Origin of the sequence: Halopseudomonas litoralis (assembly GCF_900105005.1) — a bacterium.
Lineage (GTDB): Bacteria > Pseudomonadota > Gammaproteobacteria > Pseudomonadales > Pseudomonadaceae > Halopseudomonas > Halopseudomonas litoralis.
On record NZ_LT629748.1, the window covers coordinates 1,520,293 to 1,535,846 of the forward strand.

A 15,554-nucleotide genomic window follows, 5' to 3' on the forward strand; every position below is an offset into this window, starting at 1 on the left:
GGGCCTCCTGGGCTTTCAGTATTCAGTCCGGGCTGCCCCGAACTGAAGGGGGGTTGCTTGTCGAACTCTACCAACTGCTTGGCAGCAGGCCGAATACGGAGGCGAGGGCATAAACGGCGCTTGAAGCGAACAGGACCACGATGAAAACCTGAATGGCAGGATGTGCGTACCAGCCACACACGAACTCCGGTGTTCTGTCACCCGTGCGGCGTGCTGCACGCAGTAAAAGAATCGGAATGATGCCCATCAGTACACCGCCAAAGGTGCCCGCAAAGTACAACGCGTTGACAAAGCTGCCAAGGCCCGAATATACCAGCAGGAAAGGTGGAACTCCCACGGCAACGAGCACCAGCAGGCGTTTGCCCTTGTGATTTTCGCTGCCCAGACGGAAATGATCGAAGATATTGGTAAACAGACAGCCACCCAATCCCCAGTAGGAAGTAAGCATAGCCAACAGGGCAAAGCAGTTGGCGGTGTAGTAAGCCCAGCTGCCAAGTGATCTGCCCCAGCTCAGGGTGGCTACTTCGGATAGGTTATCCATGCCGACCAGCGCGATTACAGAGGCGGGGATGGCTGCCACCAGAATCAACGTGAGCACCATGCCGGTGATGATCAGACGCGGAATTTTGGTCGGGGTTTCCAGGTTGCCGCGTACCAATTCGGGAACCAGGAACTGTGCACCAAAAACGAACACCGCCAGATTGAATACCGGTATCGCATACTTCCACTGGGAGTGCCACAGGTGAGCCATGTCCGTGTTGTCATGCAAAACCGTGGCGCCGATGAGCAGAACGACAATGGTCACCATGGCTCCGCTGATGAACTTTTCCGCTACCCCCAACGCCTTCAACCCCAGATACAGCACCAGTGCGGAGGGTATAAAGAACAGCAGGCTGCCGAGCTGGCGCGTCATCCCGTAATCACCGAGCAGCTCGGTCATGATGTTGCCACTGCCAGACATGTAGGCCACCAGTGCGCCATAACTGTTGGCTGCGACTGCAAAGAAGATTAGCCACCCACCAATGGGACCCAGATAGCGGCGAGTAAGGCCGCTTAACTGATGATTGCCGCGTGTGCGCAGGCAGGTTTCGGAAACGTACAACATTGTTATCACGCAAAAGATGCAGGTGATAATGAGGAATGTCAGCAAAGGCAGATAACCTGCCTTACGCGCCGCAAAGGCCATGCTGAGTACGCCGGCACCGATGTTGGTACCGATGATGATGCCGATGGTTTCCAGGGGTCGGATCTGGCGGGCTACCAGACCTGACTCATGGCTTATGGGTTGTTGTTGGTTGGACATGATTTACCTGCTATCGGTTGTTCTTTTTATAGTTGCCACCCGGTCTGGGCGGCGTCTCAATGAATGATCAGATAAGCCTTACGTACGGTCTGCCTTATATTCCAGACTCCTTTTGTGTCGGCCTGGAAATAGATCATGTCACCTGCGCAGAACTGCACCGGTTCACTACCCTCCGGAGTGAAGCAGCCCTCACCGCTGAGGAAGTAGCTGTACTCGGCCTGCGGCACCATTCGCTCAAACTGGCCAGGAGAACATTCCCATACGCCCATGTGAGTGCCTGAAGCGGTCACCGGTTGGTCTCCGGCGGTGCGGGTAATAGCCAGCAGATTGCCTAAGGGGGCGCCGACCGGTACTTCGGCACCAAAACTGTCTTCATTTACGGCACGTACGACGATAGGTTCCATATATCACTCCTCAGGATTTGTCTTCCAAGCCGGCGGGCGCCAGGCTCGCCAGTAATAAATCGATTTTTGACGGTGCTGCACCCTGCATTTCTGCGCGCTCTTTACGGATGACGGCGTTACGCACCAGCGTTCCACCTAGATAGCGGAATGGTTCGGGTGGAAAGGTCCGATTGTGGCGTCCAACCAAAGCGCACTGGGACCATTCATCTCTGCGCTCCAGTGCCAAGCTCGCAAGAATGCGACCGCCGATGCGGCCTGGGCCTACGCCATTACCACTCCAGCCAATGCCGTAAACGATATCCGGATTGCCAGACAGGTGACCGAAAGCCGGCAAGCTGTCATAGGTGCGGTCAACCGGGCCGGACCAGCTGTGGCTGATGTCCGCTTCGGACAGTGAGGTATAAGTGCCGAGAAAGTCATGGCGGGTCATCTCGATACTTTGCGGATGCTCGCTGAAGACTTCATTGATTTTGCCGTTGTAGGACAGAGCGCCCGTGCCTTTGCCGAAGGCGATGCGACCATCGCGGGTGGTGCGGTAGTAGTTCACCATCAGCTGCGAATCGGTAATTGACTCGCCGTCGATCCAACCGATCTGGTCCAGGCGTTGCCCAAGCGGTTGGCTGGTAACGATGGAGCTGTTGACCGGTGTTATCAGTCGGGATAGTTGTGGGATGGAAGCAGCCCAGGCGTTGTTGCAAAGAATCACCTTGTTTGTACTTATCTTGCCGCCAGCGGTGCTGACTAGCACCGGTGCGCCGGGTTCGATATCTGTGACACCAGAGCGTTCGAAGATTCTGACGCCAGCTTCCAGTGCTACACGACGCATACCCTGTACCAGGGCAGCGGGCTGCACCGTGGCATTGGAAGCCTCAAATACGCCGGCCAGGTGCTTATCGGAACCGGTTCGGCGTTTTAGATCCTCAGCTTTGACCAACTCAAAGGGGCGCACTCCGAGTCGCTCACAGACCTTAAGAGTGCCTCGCCAGGAATCGATATGGGCCGGAGTAGTAGCAGTCCACAGCCAGCCTTTCTGTAGGAAATGAGCATCAATGTCGTGCTCCTGACAAAACTCACCCAGCTCGCTGATGGCCTGCTCCGCGCTATTCGCCAGGAACAGAGCCTGTTCGTCGCTGCAGAATGAGCGCAGCGTGCCTATTTTGGGCCACCAGGACATGACAAAACCGCCGTTGCGTCCTGATGCGCCGTCACCGCATAGGTGCTGCTCAAGCAGCGCTACATTACAGTCCGGCTCATGCTGCTTGATGGTCAGGGCAGTCCAGAGACCAACGTAGCCTCCGCCAATGATGGTGATGTCCGCATGTTCGGTACCCTGTAGGGCTGGGCGAGGAGTGATCGTGTCGATGGACTCACGCCAGTAGCTGGGCTTGAGTGCTGGAGTCGTCTGAAGTTTCATGATGAATCTCTTTTTATTCCCGGCTTGAGTTTGTTATCAGGTTCAAGCTACGTACTGGGATTGGATTCTCGGGTGGGCGACAACTAGACGCAATGCTATCAAGTGAGGAAAATCTTAATCATTTGCTACTTTAGTGCTAACCTATGATGACTCACAGCGTCCAGGAAAGATGGCTGGACAGGTAACGGCCGCGAAGCGCGCAGTCCCGAAGCGGGAAGCCAGGCCGTAGGCGTCAGGGATTTGGAAGGCTGACGATAGCCAGCCCCGTTAGGGATGAGCGGATAGCAAACCTGGAACAGCGCGGTCTGCGAAGCAGAGACGCAACGGTGTATTTTTATTATTAGCTATTTGAGTTAGTGGTGTCTTTCGGCCGGTATCGGGTGGATCACATGGCATATGAGCGCTTGATTCCTAATTGCAAACAATATGCCGCAAATTCATGTTACAGACACGATCGTACACGCATTTGCCCAGTTAGTAGACGACTCGGGTAATAACGGAAGCTATCGATATAGCCATCGCATTCGGACACGAACTTCAAATCAATGCGTCTGGGCTGACGACCTTCGATCCCAAGCAAAAGGGGAAGATAATCAGGAAGGCCATGCGGATCAGAGCTGTGCTGTACGAGGCAAGGACAAACCCACCGCCGCCTCGCAGTTCGCTATGGGTCTCCTGGGAAAGATTCGTGCGTGTGGCGGCTTCCGCACGGGTGCACCAAACTTCGTTGGCTCCGAAGTCATTGCGAACGCCAAGTCGGCCTGTAAGAGTGTCGGCCTTGGCCTCGCAGACGACGGGACACCTACCCCGAAAGTGCTTAAAGCGCTTCGTGGCCCAGAGTTGACCGATGCATTGTTGGGCTACGCGCGGCGGGCACAGCGAGGGGCCGAGGGATGCAGCTCTTGTGGCTGGAACCGGCAAGGATCTGCTTGAGGCCACTGCTGCCCATGTGCTTAATAGGCGTCCAGTTCCTGATAAATGGAATACTGGAAATCGAGACCCAGTACGGTGCCTGGGTCTCCTCAACTCCTGTCTAAGCAGTGATGGTGCGCCGTCCCTGCCGGCGGCGCAGCATCGAGTCAGCGATGAGCCTCTAGTGGTTCCTTATCCTCTGCCGGTGGCTGCGCTGTTCCCCTGGGCGCTCTCCGGGCAATCGAGGGGCAGAATGAAGGTGCTGTCCACATCAATCAGACCGATATGATTGATGGTCTGGCGGCCGAGTAGCACCGGATAATTCATATCGCTACGGTCGCGCAGGGAAAACTGTTCTTCGAAAACGCGGTTGCCGATGCACATGCGCATCTTCACCACCGGTCGGTGATCCTCACCCCCCGCACCCCTCACCGTCATTTTCCGATAGAGCGGTTGTTCGAAATTCATGGTCACTCGCTCGTCGGTATCTACATCTTTCACCGTGACGTCGTAGCGGACCCATTTTTTGTCCTTGCGGGTAAACTCTTCCAGATTGACCGCGTGCATGGACGAAATAAGCGCACCGGAATCTATCTTGATTTTCACCGCGGTCTGTTCAGGCAGGATCAGACCCTTTTCAACCCATCCAACCACGACCTTGTCGGCTACATCGCCTGCCTGAGTAACCTCATCGGGCGGATTGCCATTTACAACCGCCTCGGCAAATGCCGTACCGGATAGCATGGAAGCGCCCAACAGCGCAGCGATGGAAAGAACCTTACTAGATAACTGCATAAAATATCCCATGTGAAACAGCAAGGTAGACCGACACGGGACAGGAAAGTGCCTGACGATCGCGGATCAGCTTTGGCGCCGGTATCGTCAGCTGCTTCTGGGAGAGGAGATAAGGGGATAGCGATCTGGAGCGATGGGCTCTCCCATAGATATGAGCGTCAAAGCCCCGCTTTCTGGGCTTTGACGCTTCAGCCATATTGCTGCGTTGTTACGGGCAACCTCGGGTGGGGTTTGCTTTCCATTTTTGCGCCGTGTTTGCAATGGCATCCGCTAGCTTGCTGATCGAGCGCTGGTGGGCCAATACCAGATTGGCTAGTTCATGGTTTGCGGGCTCATGGATCACGCTGGCGCAGGTCAGGCCGCGTTTTTTATTGTCCAGCGTATTGCTGAGTTCAATATTCCACACCACATCCACCGCGACATGGCTGCCTGGCAGCGAGTCGAATCGGCGTACATCGGTACGAACGGTCAGTACCGGCTGCTCGGCTGTGCCTGGAAGTCCCGCCAGATCGCGGACGCCGAGGCGGTTTTCCAGCTCGAAGGCCAGGGCGTCATGGAACTCGTCAGCCGGGGGCGATGCCCAGAGTGCGTTCTCCAAGATGGTCAGCCGGCCGTCGCTTTCGCGGATCACCAGGCTGGGCTGGTCGACCTGTACCGGTATGCGCACGGGCATGAGCTGGAGCTGAAAGTCAGCCTTCTTTACAGGAGTGGTCGCTGCCGGTTGTGTCGGGATGAGCGTGTGATACTGCCTGGGCGTGGAGCTGCAGGCGCTCATTGCCAGCAGGCTGGCCATGCAGAGAAGAGAAATAGGTAGATAGCGGCGCAGAGTCATCATTGGGGCTCCATATTGAGTTCACGGGAGGTGGCACCGCCCTTGAAGCTGGCTGGCGACTCGGCATTGACGCGCCCGCGGATAAGGGACTCGGGATGGCGGCCCAGGTAGTCGGTGAGGACGCGGACTGAGCGCACTGCGCGCTGTACTTCCTCGAGCGTGTCGCCTACTTGCTGGCGCTGGGGTGAACCGTCAGCCAATGCCTGATTGGCATTCTGCAGCGTCTGTTCCGAGCGTTCCAGGGTGCTTTGCAGTTGAGGCAGCACGCCGCTGTTGACCTGCTCGAGCGTTTTGCGCAACTCGCTCAGGCTGCCATCCAGATTGCTCGCCATCGACTCGATCGGCAATTTGCTGAGCTTGTCCACCACGGCTTGCAGTTGTTCCTGCAACTTGTCGAAACTACCGGGTATGGTGGGGATTACCAAAGGTCGGGCGTGCGGGTCGAACACCACGTCGGCCGCGCGGCGATCAAAGTCCAGTGAAATGTAGAGCTGGCCGGTCAACAGGTTGCCGGTGCGTGCCTGGGCGCGCAGGCCTTGCTCGACAAACACCCGGATCAGGTGTGCACTCCGTTCTTCGTCATTACCTTCAATCAGAGCCAGCAGTTTGTCATGTGCCGCACCGAGGCGATTGGGATAGATAACGGCACCTACCAGCACCGGGAAGCTCTTGCTGCTGGCGTCATAGTCGAGCTTGACCGACACCACCCGGCCGATCGGCACACCCAGAAACTCCACCGGTGCATCGACATTCAGGCCACGCAGAGTCTGATCGAAACGCATTTGTACGAAGCGCGCTGGCCCGTCGTCGGGCGCCATCGCCTGGCCCATATCATTGAATAACACAAACTCACGATCCTCGGTCGCGGGTTCGGTATCAGGGCTGTAATTGGGGGCACGGAAGGCAATCCCGCCGGCAAGAATCGACGACAGCGACTGGGTATTGACCTTGAAGCCGTCGGCGGCAAGGGATACATCCACGCCGCTGGCATTCCAGAAACGGGTGTCTGCCGTAATGAAGTCGTCATAGGGCGCATTAACGAATATCTGTACAGCAACGCCCTTGCCGTCTTCGCTCAGGGCATAGGAAACAACTTGACCTACCGGAATACGGCGGTAGTAGATGGGTGAACCAATATCCAGCGAGCCGAGATCGCTGGTGCGCAGCGTGAAGCGCTTGCCTTCCACGCCAAAGGTCACTGGCGGGGGCGCCTCGAGGCCGGTGAACGCGTGGCGGCTTTCTGTGGCATCGCCGGGGTCAGCGCCAATGAAGGAGCCGGACAACAGGGTGTCGACACCGGATACGCCACCGGCACCAATGCGTGGGCGAACCACCCAGAACTGGGCATCTTCCCGGGTAAATGCGTCGGTATTCTGATCCAGCTCGATGGTGGCAACGACCCGGGTTCGGTCTTCAGTCAAGGTGATGCCGGTGACCCTGCCGATGACCACGTTCTTGTATTTGACCTGTGTCTTGTTGGCTTCCAGGCCTTCCGCCGTCAAAAAACTCACAGTGATCTGCGGGCCGGCAGACAGCCAGCTCTGTACCATCATGGACACCCCCACCAATGCCGCAACGATGGGGACCAGCCAGATAAGCGAAATACGCACGCGGCGCTGCTTGATTTCCGGGCTGCCGGCAGCGGCAGGGGAGGCGTTGGGGTTATACGGGTTATCTGACATCGTTTTTCTCTGCATCCCAAATCAATCGCGGATCGAAGCTCATTGAGGCCATCATCGTCAGTACGACGACCAGGCCGAAGAACAGAATGCCCAGACGCGGTTCTATGGTGCTTAGGGCACGGAATTGCACCAGCGCTGCCACCAGGGCAACCACCAGCACATCGAGCATCGACCAGTAGCCGATAACTTCAATAAAACGGTAGAGCCGTGCCCGCTCGGGCATGGCCCAACGGCTACGACGCTGGGCGGTAACCAATAGCAGTCCGAGCACAAAAAACTTGATACAGGGCACCACCACACTGGCGATGAAGATCAGTAGGGCGATATCCCAGGAACCGCCCCTCCAGAACTCGATGACGCCGCTGAGGATGGTGCTTTCGCTGCCGTTGCCAAGCATGTCGGTATACATCACCGGCAGCAGATTGGCCGGTATATAAAGGATCAGCGCGCCAATCAGAAACGCCCAGGTGCGGCCAATGCTGTTCGGCTTGCGGGCGTGTAATACAGACCAGCAGCGGGGGCATTCGCGATCAGTAAGTTGGCAAGCATTGCCGCAGTCATGACACAGCTGCAGTCCCAGCTCCGCGGCATAGGGAGGTTGGCTGATCATGGAGTGATTTCCAGTTCGTTCCACAGCTCACGGACATCACGGCCGCCAATCAATATGATCAGTACCGTCAGCATGGACATCGCCCACAGACCGATCCCGGGATGCACTTCCAGCATGCCAGCCAGTTTGATGATGGCTACCAGAATACCGAGCAAGCAGACCTCCAGCATGCTCCAGGGACGCAAATGCTCAAGCGTGCGCATGCAGATGCGAAACCCCGGTGCCATTCGCCCACTGCGGGCATAGACAAGCACCCAGGCGAGCAGAATGATCTGCAGGGCTGGCGCGAAGATAATGCTCAGGCCGGTGACCAGAGCAATCAAAGTAATTCGCCCCTGTGCCAGGGCTTCGACGGTTGCCCATAGCGTGGCCTCGTTGCTCAATCCCTGCATGCTGATGCCCATGATGGGAAAGGTATTGGCAAACACAAACAGAATGGCCGCCGCAACGGTCAAGGCCAGCAGTTGGTCGGTGCTCAGGCGGCGGCCCCGCTCCAGCAGTGCGCCGCAACGCCGACAGTGGGCAGTTTGTTTGCGGGCCAGGGCAGGGCGCTGGTATGCCGAATCGCAATGTTCGCAAATGACCAGCTGGACTTGGCGTGTTTCAGGCCCCGACATAATCTTCCATATTCTTTTCAATGGTCAGGCATGCTAACACTGATCGTTGCACAAGCAATTGTTGCCATATTGCTCTTGCTGACTCGGGGTTACCGCCGGCCTTGGCCAACACTCTGCTGCTGGCCTATCGCCTCGGGGATGGCGTACAACAGAGCGTGCTTGCCGAAGAGATAGGCGCCAACCCCGGTGCGCTGGTGCGCACCTTAGATGGTTGACTCTCGCTGCTTTCGTTTTGCACGTCGGGACAACATGTTAAGCACCTCGATGCCTGCTGAGAACGCCATGGCTGCATAGACGTATCCCTTAGGAACATGGGCACCGAAGCCTTCGGCAATCAGCGTCATACCGATCATCAGCAAGAAACCCAGGGCAAGCATCACGACTGTCGGGTTGTCGTTTATGAACTTGGCTAGCGGATTTGCGGCCACGAGCATAACGGTGACCGCAAATACTACGGCGATAACCATGATAGGGACGTGCTCAGTCATCCCTACAGCGGTGATGATGCTGTCGATGGAAAACACCAGGTCGAGCACCAGAATTTGCGTAATTGCAGCACCGAAGCCCATCGTCACCGCGTTCTCCAGCGGCTTGCCTTCGAACATGTCACCGCCAGACTCCGGATCCATACTGTGGTGGATTTCCTTGGTTGCTTTCCATAACAAAAACAGACCTCCAGCAATCAAGATCATGTCTTTCCAGGAAAAAGCATTGCCCATCAGCTCGAAAACAGGCTCGGTTAGCTGAACGATCCAGGCCACGGTTCCCAGCAAGCCCAACCGCATAACCAGCGCCAGGCCAATGCCGATGCGCCGTGCGCGTTCCCGCTGACCTTCGGGAAGCTTGTTGGTCAAGATCGAAATGAAGATGAGGTTGTCGATGCCGAGCACTACCTCCATGGCGATCAGCGTGGCCAGGGCCACCCATGTGGTGGGTTGGGAAAACAGCAGTAGAAGCGATTCCATTGAGAAACTCGAGTTGTGGTCAGTTGGGAGCCGTGATGGTGCTTAATGGGCCTGCAAATCACTTCCGTATCAAACACTGCTAGGGCGATGGTTGCGGGCTTGATTTGTTTTAACGTTTTACACAACGGCGCTACGCAGAGCAAGCAGACACTCGATTGTCACGTACGGTTCAAGCTGTATCAGCTGAGGTGGGTTACCAGTGGCAGGGAAGACTTCCTATGTCAGTGCTTGTTATCCGAACTGTCACGTCTACGTCACGCCACCGTCACTTATTTACCTTAGCGTTGGATTCTGATTCGCAATAAAGCGGTTCAAAAAATTGCTAAAGGTGATCATATGGCACCGAAACATGTGACGAACCCTATTCTCAGGGTGGACGACTTGGGCGTCACCTATCCTGGGGGCGTTGTGGCGCTGCGTTCGACTTCCGTGAGTTTTGCTCACGGCGAATTCACTGTGCTGCTGGGTTTGTCCGGTGCGGGCAAGTCGACCTTGTTACGCACACTCAACCATCTAGTACAGCCGTCCAGCGGGCGGGTGGTATCCCGCGAGTTTGGGCCGCTTGATGCGCGAACTGGCCTGCGTAGCCACAGGCGCAAGACTGCGATGGTCTTTCAGCATCATCAGTTGATCTTGCGTCACACGGCGCTGGCTAACGTGCTAACGGGCCGGCTGGCCTATCACAGTACATGGCGCAGCCTGTTTCCCTTGCCCCGGCATGACCTTGATCTGGCTTTGCATTGTCTCGACCGCGTGGGTCTGGCCGACAAGGCATTGATGCGTGTCGATCAGCTTTCCGGCGGGCAGCAACAACGGGTAGGCATTGCCCGCGCACTGGCCCAGGAACCCAGCATGATTCTGGCCGATGAGCCCGTTGCCAGCCTGGACCCGGCCACCTCGGAAATAGTGTTGTCGTTACTCAAGCGCATTTGCCAGGAAGATGGCATCACTGCCGTGGTGTCTCTGCATCAGCTTGAGTATGCCCAGCGTTTTGCCGATCGCATTATCGGACTGGCCAACTCCCATATGGTTTTTGATGGCGCAGCGGGTGAGCTGAATGAGGCTCAGCTGGCGCGTATCTACGCGGCGTCTGAGAAGGCTAATACCCTGACAGCTGACGCCTGTCCTGGAAATTCGAACCCTGCCTCCCACCTTCGCTCTGTTACAAAACTGGAGATTGCTCAATGAAACTGCTTAACAAAATAGTGCTGGCTGCAGGTCTTTTTATTGCAGGAGCGAGTTCAACGATGGCTGCCGACGCCAATCCTGACACCCTCAAGGTGGCACTGCTGCCAGATGAAAACGCCTCGGAGCTGATCAAGCGCAACCAGCCGCTGAAAGACTACCTTGAAAGCACGCTGGACAAGAAAGTTCAGTTGATCGTCACCACGGATTACTCCTCCATGATTGAGGCGATGCGTTTTGGCCGGATTGATCTGGCCTATTTCGGTCCCTTGTCCTATGTCCTGGCGAAGAGCAAAAGTGAAATCGAGCCTTTTGCCGCAATGCTTGTCGATGGCAAGCCTACCTACCGTTCTGTATTGATCGCCAACGTTGATTCTGGTGTGGATTCCTACGGGGATCTGAAAGACAAGAAGATGGTCTACGGCGACCGTGCTTCAACCTCCAGTCACCTGATCCCCAAAACGGTGCTGGTGGAAGCTGGGATGAAAGCCGACAAGGATTATCAGCAACATTTTGTGGGCAGCCATGATGCGGTGGCGGTGAACGTAGCCAATGGCAATGCCGACGCGGGAGGGCTGTCAGAGGTGATCTTTAAGCACGTATTAGAGACTGGTCTGATCGACCCGACCAAGGTCAAGGTGCTGGGTTACAGCGGAGAGTACCCGCAATACCCCTGGGCCATGCGCTCGAATCTCGACGCCGATCTCAAGGCCAGCGTCAAGAACGCTTTTGTCAATCTGGACGATCCGACCGTTTTAGAGAACTTCAAGGCCGAAGGATTTGCTCCGATCGCGGATGCCGATTACGACATCATCCGCGATATGGGTAGCCTGCTTGGGCTCGACTTCGCCACGATGTAAGGAGCGGCTATGAGCGTTCATTCGAGCGTTGCGTTGAAGGATACGGCTGATCGTCAACAGGTGCTGACTGATTATGGTCGGGGCTGGAAGCGCAAGCTGGCGCAAGTCGCTGCGGTTCTCGGTGTGGTGCTGGTTGCCAGCTGGTATGTGAATCTATTGGACTTTGACACCCTGGCCCAGGGTGTGCCGGCCATTATGACCCTGGCCGGAGAGTCCTTTCCGCCTGACTTCAGTAATGCGGCAAGCTGGTTTTCGCCATTGATCGATACCTTGGCGATGAGCATTGCAGGGACCGCAATTGCGGTCAGTCTGTCCTTGCCGCTGGCGTTTCTGGCGGCGCGCAACACATCGCCGCATCCGGTGGTGTTTCAGTTGACCCGGGTCGTGCTGAACGGGCTGCGGTCGGTGCCCGAGCTGATCATGGGCATCATCTTTGTAGCGGCGGTTGGTTTTGGGGCCTTGCCAGGCGTGCTGGCGCTCGGGCTGCATTCAATTGGCATGGTCGGCAAGTTTTTTGCCGAAGCCATAGAGCATGTGGATGAAGCGCCGGTGGAAGCTGCTCGGGCTGCTGGGGCCACGCGATTGCAAGTGCTCTTCCATGCCGTGTTGCCTCAGGTCCTACCGCAGTTTGCGGATGTTTCAATCTACCGCTGGGAATACAACTTCCGCGCTTCCACGGTGATGGGCATGGTCGGCGCTGGGGGAATCGGCTTTGAGCTGATGGGCTCTTTGCGAATCATGCAATACCAGGAAGTGCTCGCGATCTTGCTGGTCATACTGCTGATGGTAACGCTGGTGGATGCACTTAGCGGCTTTCTGCGCAAATCATTTAAGTAAGAGCTGAATATGAAACCACGTGTCGTAATAACCCATAAAGTGCATGACGAAACCCTTGAGTTACTCGCTCCGCATTGCGAGCTGATTACCAACCAGACTACCGAGACGCTTCCCCGGGATGAGGTGTTGCGCCGGGTTAGCAATGCGCAGGCAATGATGGCCTTCATGCCTGATCGTGTCGACGCTGACTTTCTCGATGCCTGCCCGCAACTCAAGGTTGTCGGGGCGGCGCTGAAAGGGTTCGACAATTTTGATGTGCAGGCCTGTACGCAAAGGGATGTTTGGCTGACCTTTGTACCGGATCTGCTCACCGTGCCAACGGCCGAACTGACTGTCGGGCTGACAATCGGATTGGTGAGGCAGGTAAAAGCCGCTGATGAACATGTCCGGTCGGGCAATTTTCAGGGTTGGACACCGCAGTTCTACGGGCTGGGCATTGAGGGATCGACTGTAGGTATCGTCGGTATGGGTGCGATCGGCAAAGCATTGGCACAGCGGCTCAAAGGGTGGGGCGCAAAGGTCCGGTACAGCGAACTGCAGGCGTTGAACGCCGTGGAAGAGGCGGCGTTGGATATTGAGTTCTGCTCGCTAGAGGCGCTGCTGGAAACGTCTGATATCGTGATGCTGGCGCTGGCGCTCAATTCCCACACCCTGCATACGATCGATGCGAGTCGTCTTGCTCTGATGAAAGCGGGTGCGTTTCTGGTCAATCCCTGCAGGGGCTCGGTGGTCGATGAGCAAGCGGTGCTTGACGCATTGCGTAGCGGTCACTTGGGAGGCTATGCGGCAGACGTATTTGAAATGGAGGACTGGGCCAGGGAGGACCGGCCGCGCGCTATTGATCCGGATTTGTTGGCGCAGCCCAATACAGTATTCAGTGCGCATATAGGGTCGGCGGTCAGCGGAGTTCGTTTGGCCATCGAGCGCCGGGCCGCAGAAAATATCTTGCAGGCGCTGAAAGGCGATATTCCTAAAGATGCCGCCAATCATGTTGCCAAGGCCGGAGCCGCTGCGTGCTGAATCTAGTCTGGATCAAGACATTGGTTGCCTTGCTTCAGCATAGAAGTTTCCAGGTTACCGCAGACCGGCTGGGGATCGCCCAGCCGACGGTAACGCAACATATCCAGAAGCTGGAGGAGCAACTCCAGGTCGGCTTGGTTGTACGGGGGCGCACCGGCTGTCAGCCAACCCCCGAAGCGCTGCTACTGTTGCCCTATGCCGAGAGCATGTTGAAGCTGAATGAGCGTGCTATGGCCGCAATCAGTGGGCGGGACCTGCGCGTGGGGGCGAGCTCGAACATCGGTATCTATATATTGCAGCCGTATGTACGCTCGTTCGTTACCGCAGAGCACAGCCCTGACTTAGAACTGGCGATAGGTAGCAACCCGATCATTGCGCAGAAGTTGCAAAATGCAGAAGTGGATGTAGCGGTCATGGAGTGGTGGCAACCTCAAACGGGCTTCCAGGCGCGAAGCTGGAGAAAGGAGCCGCTGGTACTGATAGTGCCACCGACACATCCCTATGCGGCGCTTTCCCAGGTCGGCCCGGAACATCTAGCCGGTATGGAGTTGATCGGCGGGGAGTCAGGGACGGGCACTGGGCGGTTGCTGGATCGCTATTTTGCTCATGGAAGTGCCATCCCTGGAGTGTCAATGCAGCTAGGTAGCACGGAAGCGGTCAAGCAGGCTGTCAAAGCAGGGCTGGGGATTTCGCTGGTGCTGGCCTCTACCGTCACAGAGGAAGTTCAAACAGGCAGCCTTTGTGCTGTCCCGTTCAGCGGGGCAGGCCTGGATAAGGAGCTGATGGTCGTCTGGCGTGAAAACCCGGCAAAGTCAGATCAACTGCCGGATTTTGTCAGTCATTTGCTTAATGGGGGCGGAGGTTCGCTCTTGAGCACTGGGCACATTTAGGCGCCGTTGTGTAGATGAACGAGCCGCTTGCAGACAAACCCTGCGTTTGCCTACAGTGACTGCGTTGTCACCCGATCCGAACGAGGTCCCATGAAAGCTTCCTTGCCATTGATGTCAATCACCGCCGGCCTCCTGCTGGCCACCGCACCGCTTCATGCCGCCGAACCGACGGCCAGTTACGGCCCGCAACTGCAGGGCTTCGACTACCCGCACCCGTTGCAGCGGTTCGAATTCGACTCCCAGGGTCAGACCTTGTCAATGGGTTATATGGATGTTGCCCCAACCGCGCAGGCCAACGGTCGCACGATCGTGCTGATGCATGGCAAGAACTTCTGCGGCGCGACCTGGGAAGCGACCATCGACGTGCTGGCTGACCACGGCTACCGCGTGATCGTGCCCGATCAGATCGGCTTCTGCAGCTCGACCAAGCCGGTGGGCTACCAATTCAGCTTCAACCAACTGGCCGCCACTACCCAGACACTGCTGGATTCTCTGGACGTTGACCAAGCCACCATCGCTGGCCATTCGATGGGTGGGATGCTGGCGGCACGCTATGCCTTGAGCTACCCGGATACCACCGAACAACTGGTACTGGTCAACCCGATCGGGCTGGAGGACTGGCAGGCTGAAGGTGTGCCTTATGCCTCCATCGACCAGCTTTATCAAGGCGAGTTGAAGACGGACTTCGACAGCATCAAGGCCTACCAGCAACGCGTCTATTACGACGGCGAATGGAAACCGGAGTATTCGCGCTGGGTGTCGATGCAGGCCGGCTTGTACGCCGGCCCCGGCCGCGAACAGGTGGCGATGAACCAGGCACAAACCTCTGACATGATCTTCACCCAGCCGGTAGTGCATGAGTTTGATCGCATCAAAGTGCCCACTTTGCTACTGATCGGGGGAATGGACCGTACCGCTCCCGGTGCCAACCGCGCAAAACCCGACGTCGCGGCGCGGCTGGGTAACTATCCGGTATTGGGGCGCGATACCGCAGAGGCGATTCCCAACGCCACCCTGGTCGAGTTTCCGGAGCTGGGGCACTCGCCGCAGGTAGAGGCGCCGGACCGGTTCCACGAGGCGCTGCTGCGTGGGCTGAACAACGAAATGGAACAAGACTGACACGGACTCCATCCACCGGCGCCATCCGAGTAGTGCCGGTGGATGGAGATCCTGTGCAAAGCAGACTTGTCCATTCCGGCCAAGGCAGCCATGAATCTGCAGAGAATCC

The 15,554-nt window shown here is 56.9% G+C and carries 15 protein-coding genes; 6 read left to right on the forward strand and 9 right to left on the reverse strand.

Translation table 11 applies throughout. From position 1 onward, the window contains the following. Positions 1-67 precede the first annotated feature (67 nt). From BLU11_RS07295 to BLU11_RS07340, 9 genes are all read right to left on the reverse strand, one after another. Positions 68-1,303 carry an aromatic amino acid transport family protein gene (locus BLU11_RS07295; protein WP_090272727.1) on the reverse strand — a complete coding sequence of 412 codons (1,236 nt, stop codon included), beginning with the start codon at positions 1,301-1,303 and terminating at the stop codon, positions 68-70. Between the two features lie 56 nt (positions 1,304-1,359). Beyond that, entirely contained in the window at positions 1,360-1,707 is a 348-nt protein-coding gene (locus tag BLU11_RS07300; RefSeq protein ID WP_090272728.1) for a cupin domain-containing protein, read from the reverse strand. A gap of 10 nt (positions 1,708-1,717) precedes the next feature. Beyond that, positions 1,718-3,121, reverse strand: a complete 1,404-nt coding sequence (locus tag BLU11_RS07305) for an NAD(P)/FAD-dependent oxidoreductase (protein ID WP_090272729.1) — start codon at positions 3,119-3,121, stop codon at positions 1,718-1,720. Between the two features lie 1,104 nt (positions 3,122-4,225). Continuing rightward, a complete protein-coding gene (rloA3, locus tag BLU11_RS07315; protein ID WP_157718617.1) occupies positions 4,226-4,828 on the reverse strand; it encodes a retropepsin-like aspartic peptidase RloA3 in 603 nt (200 codons plus the stop codon). A 208-nt stretch (positions 4,829-5,036) separates the two neighbouring features. Then, positions 5,037-5,663 carry a PqiC family protein gene (locus BLU11_RS07320; RefSeq protein ID WP_331456697.1) on the reverse strand — a complete coding sequence of 209 codons (627 nt, stop codon included), beginning with the start codon at positions 5,661-5,663 and terminating at the stop codon, positions 5,037-5,039. Then, complete coding sequence (locus BLU11_RS07325) at positions 5,660-7,342, reverse strand: PqiB family protein (protein ID WP_090272730.1); 1,683 nt, start codon at positions 7,340-7,342, stop codon at positions 5,660-5,662. The genes BLU11_RS07320 and BLU11_RS07325 overlap by 4 nt, the downstream gene beginning before the upstream one ends. Continuing rightward, a complete protein-coding gene (locus BLU11_RS07330; protein ID WP_407920229.1) occupies positions 7,332-7,952 on the reverse strand; it encodes a paraquat-inducible protein A in 621 nt (206 codons plus the stop codon). Before BLU11_RS07330 ends, BLU11_RS07325 begins: the two co-directional genes overlap by 11 nt. Next, a complete protein-coding gene (locus tag BLU11_RS07335; RefSeq protein WP_090272731.1) occupies positions 7,949-8,569 on the reverse strand; it encodes a paraquat-inducible protein A in 621 nt (206 codons plus the stop codon). Before BLU11_RS07335 ends, BLU11_RS07330 begins: the two co-directional genes overlap by 4 nt. A 203-nt stretch (positions 8,570-8,772) precedes the next feature. After that, positions 8,773-9,534 carry a TerC family protein gene (locus tag BLU11_RS07340; RefSeq protein WP_090272732.1) on the reverse strand — a complete coding sequence of 254 codons (762 nt, stop codon included), beginning with the start codon at positions 9,532-9,534 and terminating at the stop codon, positions 8,773-8,775. Between the two features lie 336 nt (positions 9,535-9,870). Between BLU11_RS07340 and phnC the strand changes: the two genes are divergently transcribed. From phnC to BLU11_RS07370, 6 genes are all read left to right on the forward strand, one after another. Then, positions 9,871-10,722, forward strand: coding sequence for a phosphonate ABC transporter ATP-binding protein (phnC, locus tag BLU11_RS07345; RefSeq protein ID WP_090272733.1), 852 nt, complete (start codon positions 9,871-9,873; stop codon positions 10,720-10,722). Then, on the forward strand, positions 10,719-11,579 hold the full coding sequence (gene phnD / locus BLU11_RS07350; RefSeq protein ID WP_090272734.1) for a phosphate/phosphite/phosphonate ABC transporter substrate-binding protein: 861 nt from the start codon (positions 10,719-10,721) through the stop codon (positions 11,577-11,579). Before phnC ends, phnD begins: the two co-directional genes overlap by 4 nt. 9 nt (positions 11,580-11,588) lie before the next feature. Further along, positions 11,589-12,416, forward strand: a complete 828-nt coding sequence (phnE, locus tag BLU11_RS07355) for a phosphonate ABC transporter, permease protein PhnE (RefSeq protein WP_090272735.1) — start codon at positions 11,589-11,591, stop codon at positions 12,414-12,416. 9 nt (positions 12,417-12,425) lie between these two features. After that, entirely contained in the window at positions 12,426-13,436 is a 1,011-nt protein-coding gene (locus tag BLU11_RS07360; protein ID WP_090272736.1) for a phosphonate dehydrogenase, read from the forward strand. Then, positions 13,430-14,326: a LysR family transcriptional regulator gene (locus tag BLU11_RS07365; RefSeq protein WP_090272737.1), complete on the forward strand. Its 897-nt coding sequence runs from the start codon at positions 13,430-13,432 to the stop codon at positions 14,324-14,326. Before BLU11_RS07360 ends, BLU11_RS07365 begins: the two co-directional genes overlap by 7 nt. A gap of 90 nt (positions 14,327-14,416) precedes the next feature. Then, on the forward strand, positions 14,417-15,445 hold the full coding sequence (locus BLU11_RS07370; protein ID WP_090272738.1) for an alpha/beta fold hydrolase: 1,029 nt from the start codon (positions 14,417-14,419) through the stop codon (positions 15,443-15,445). Positions 15,446-15,554: the final 109 nt, after the last annotated feature.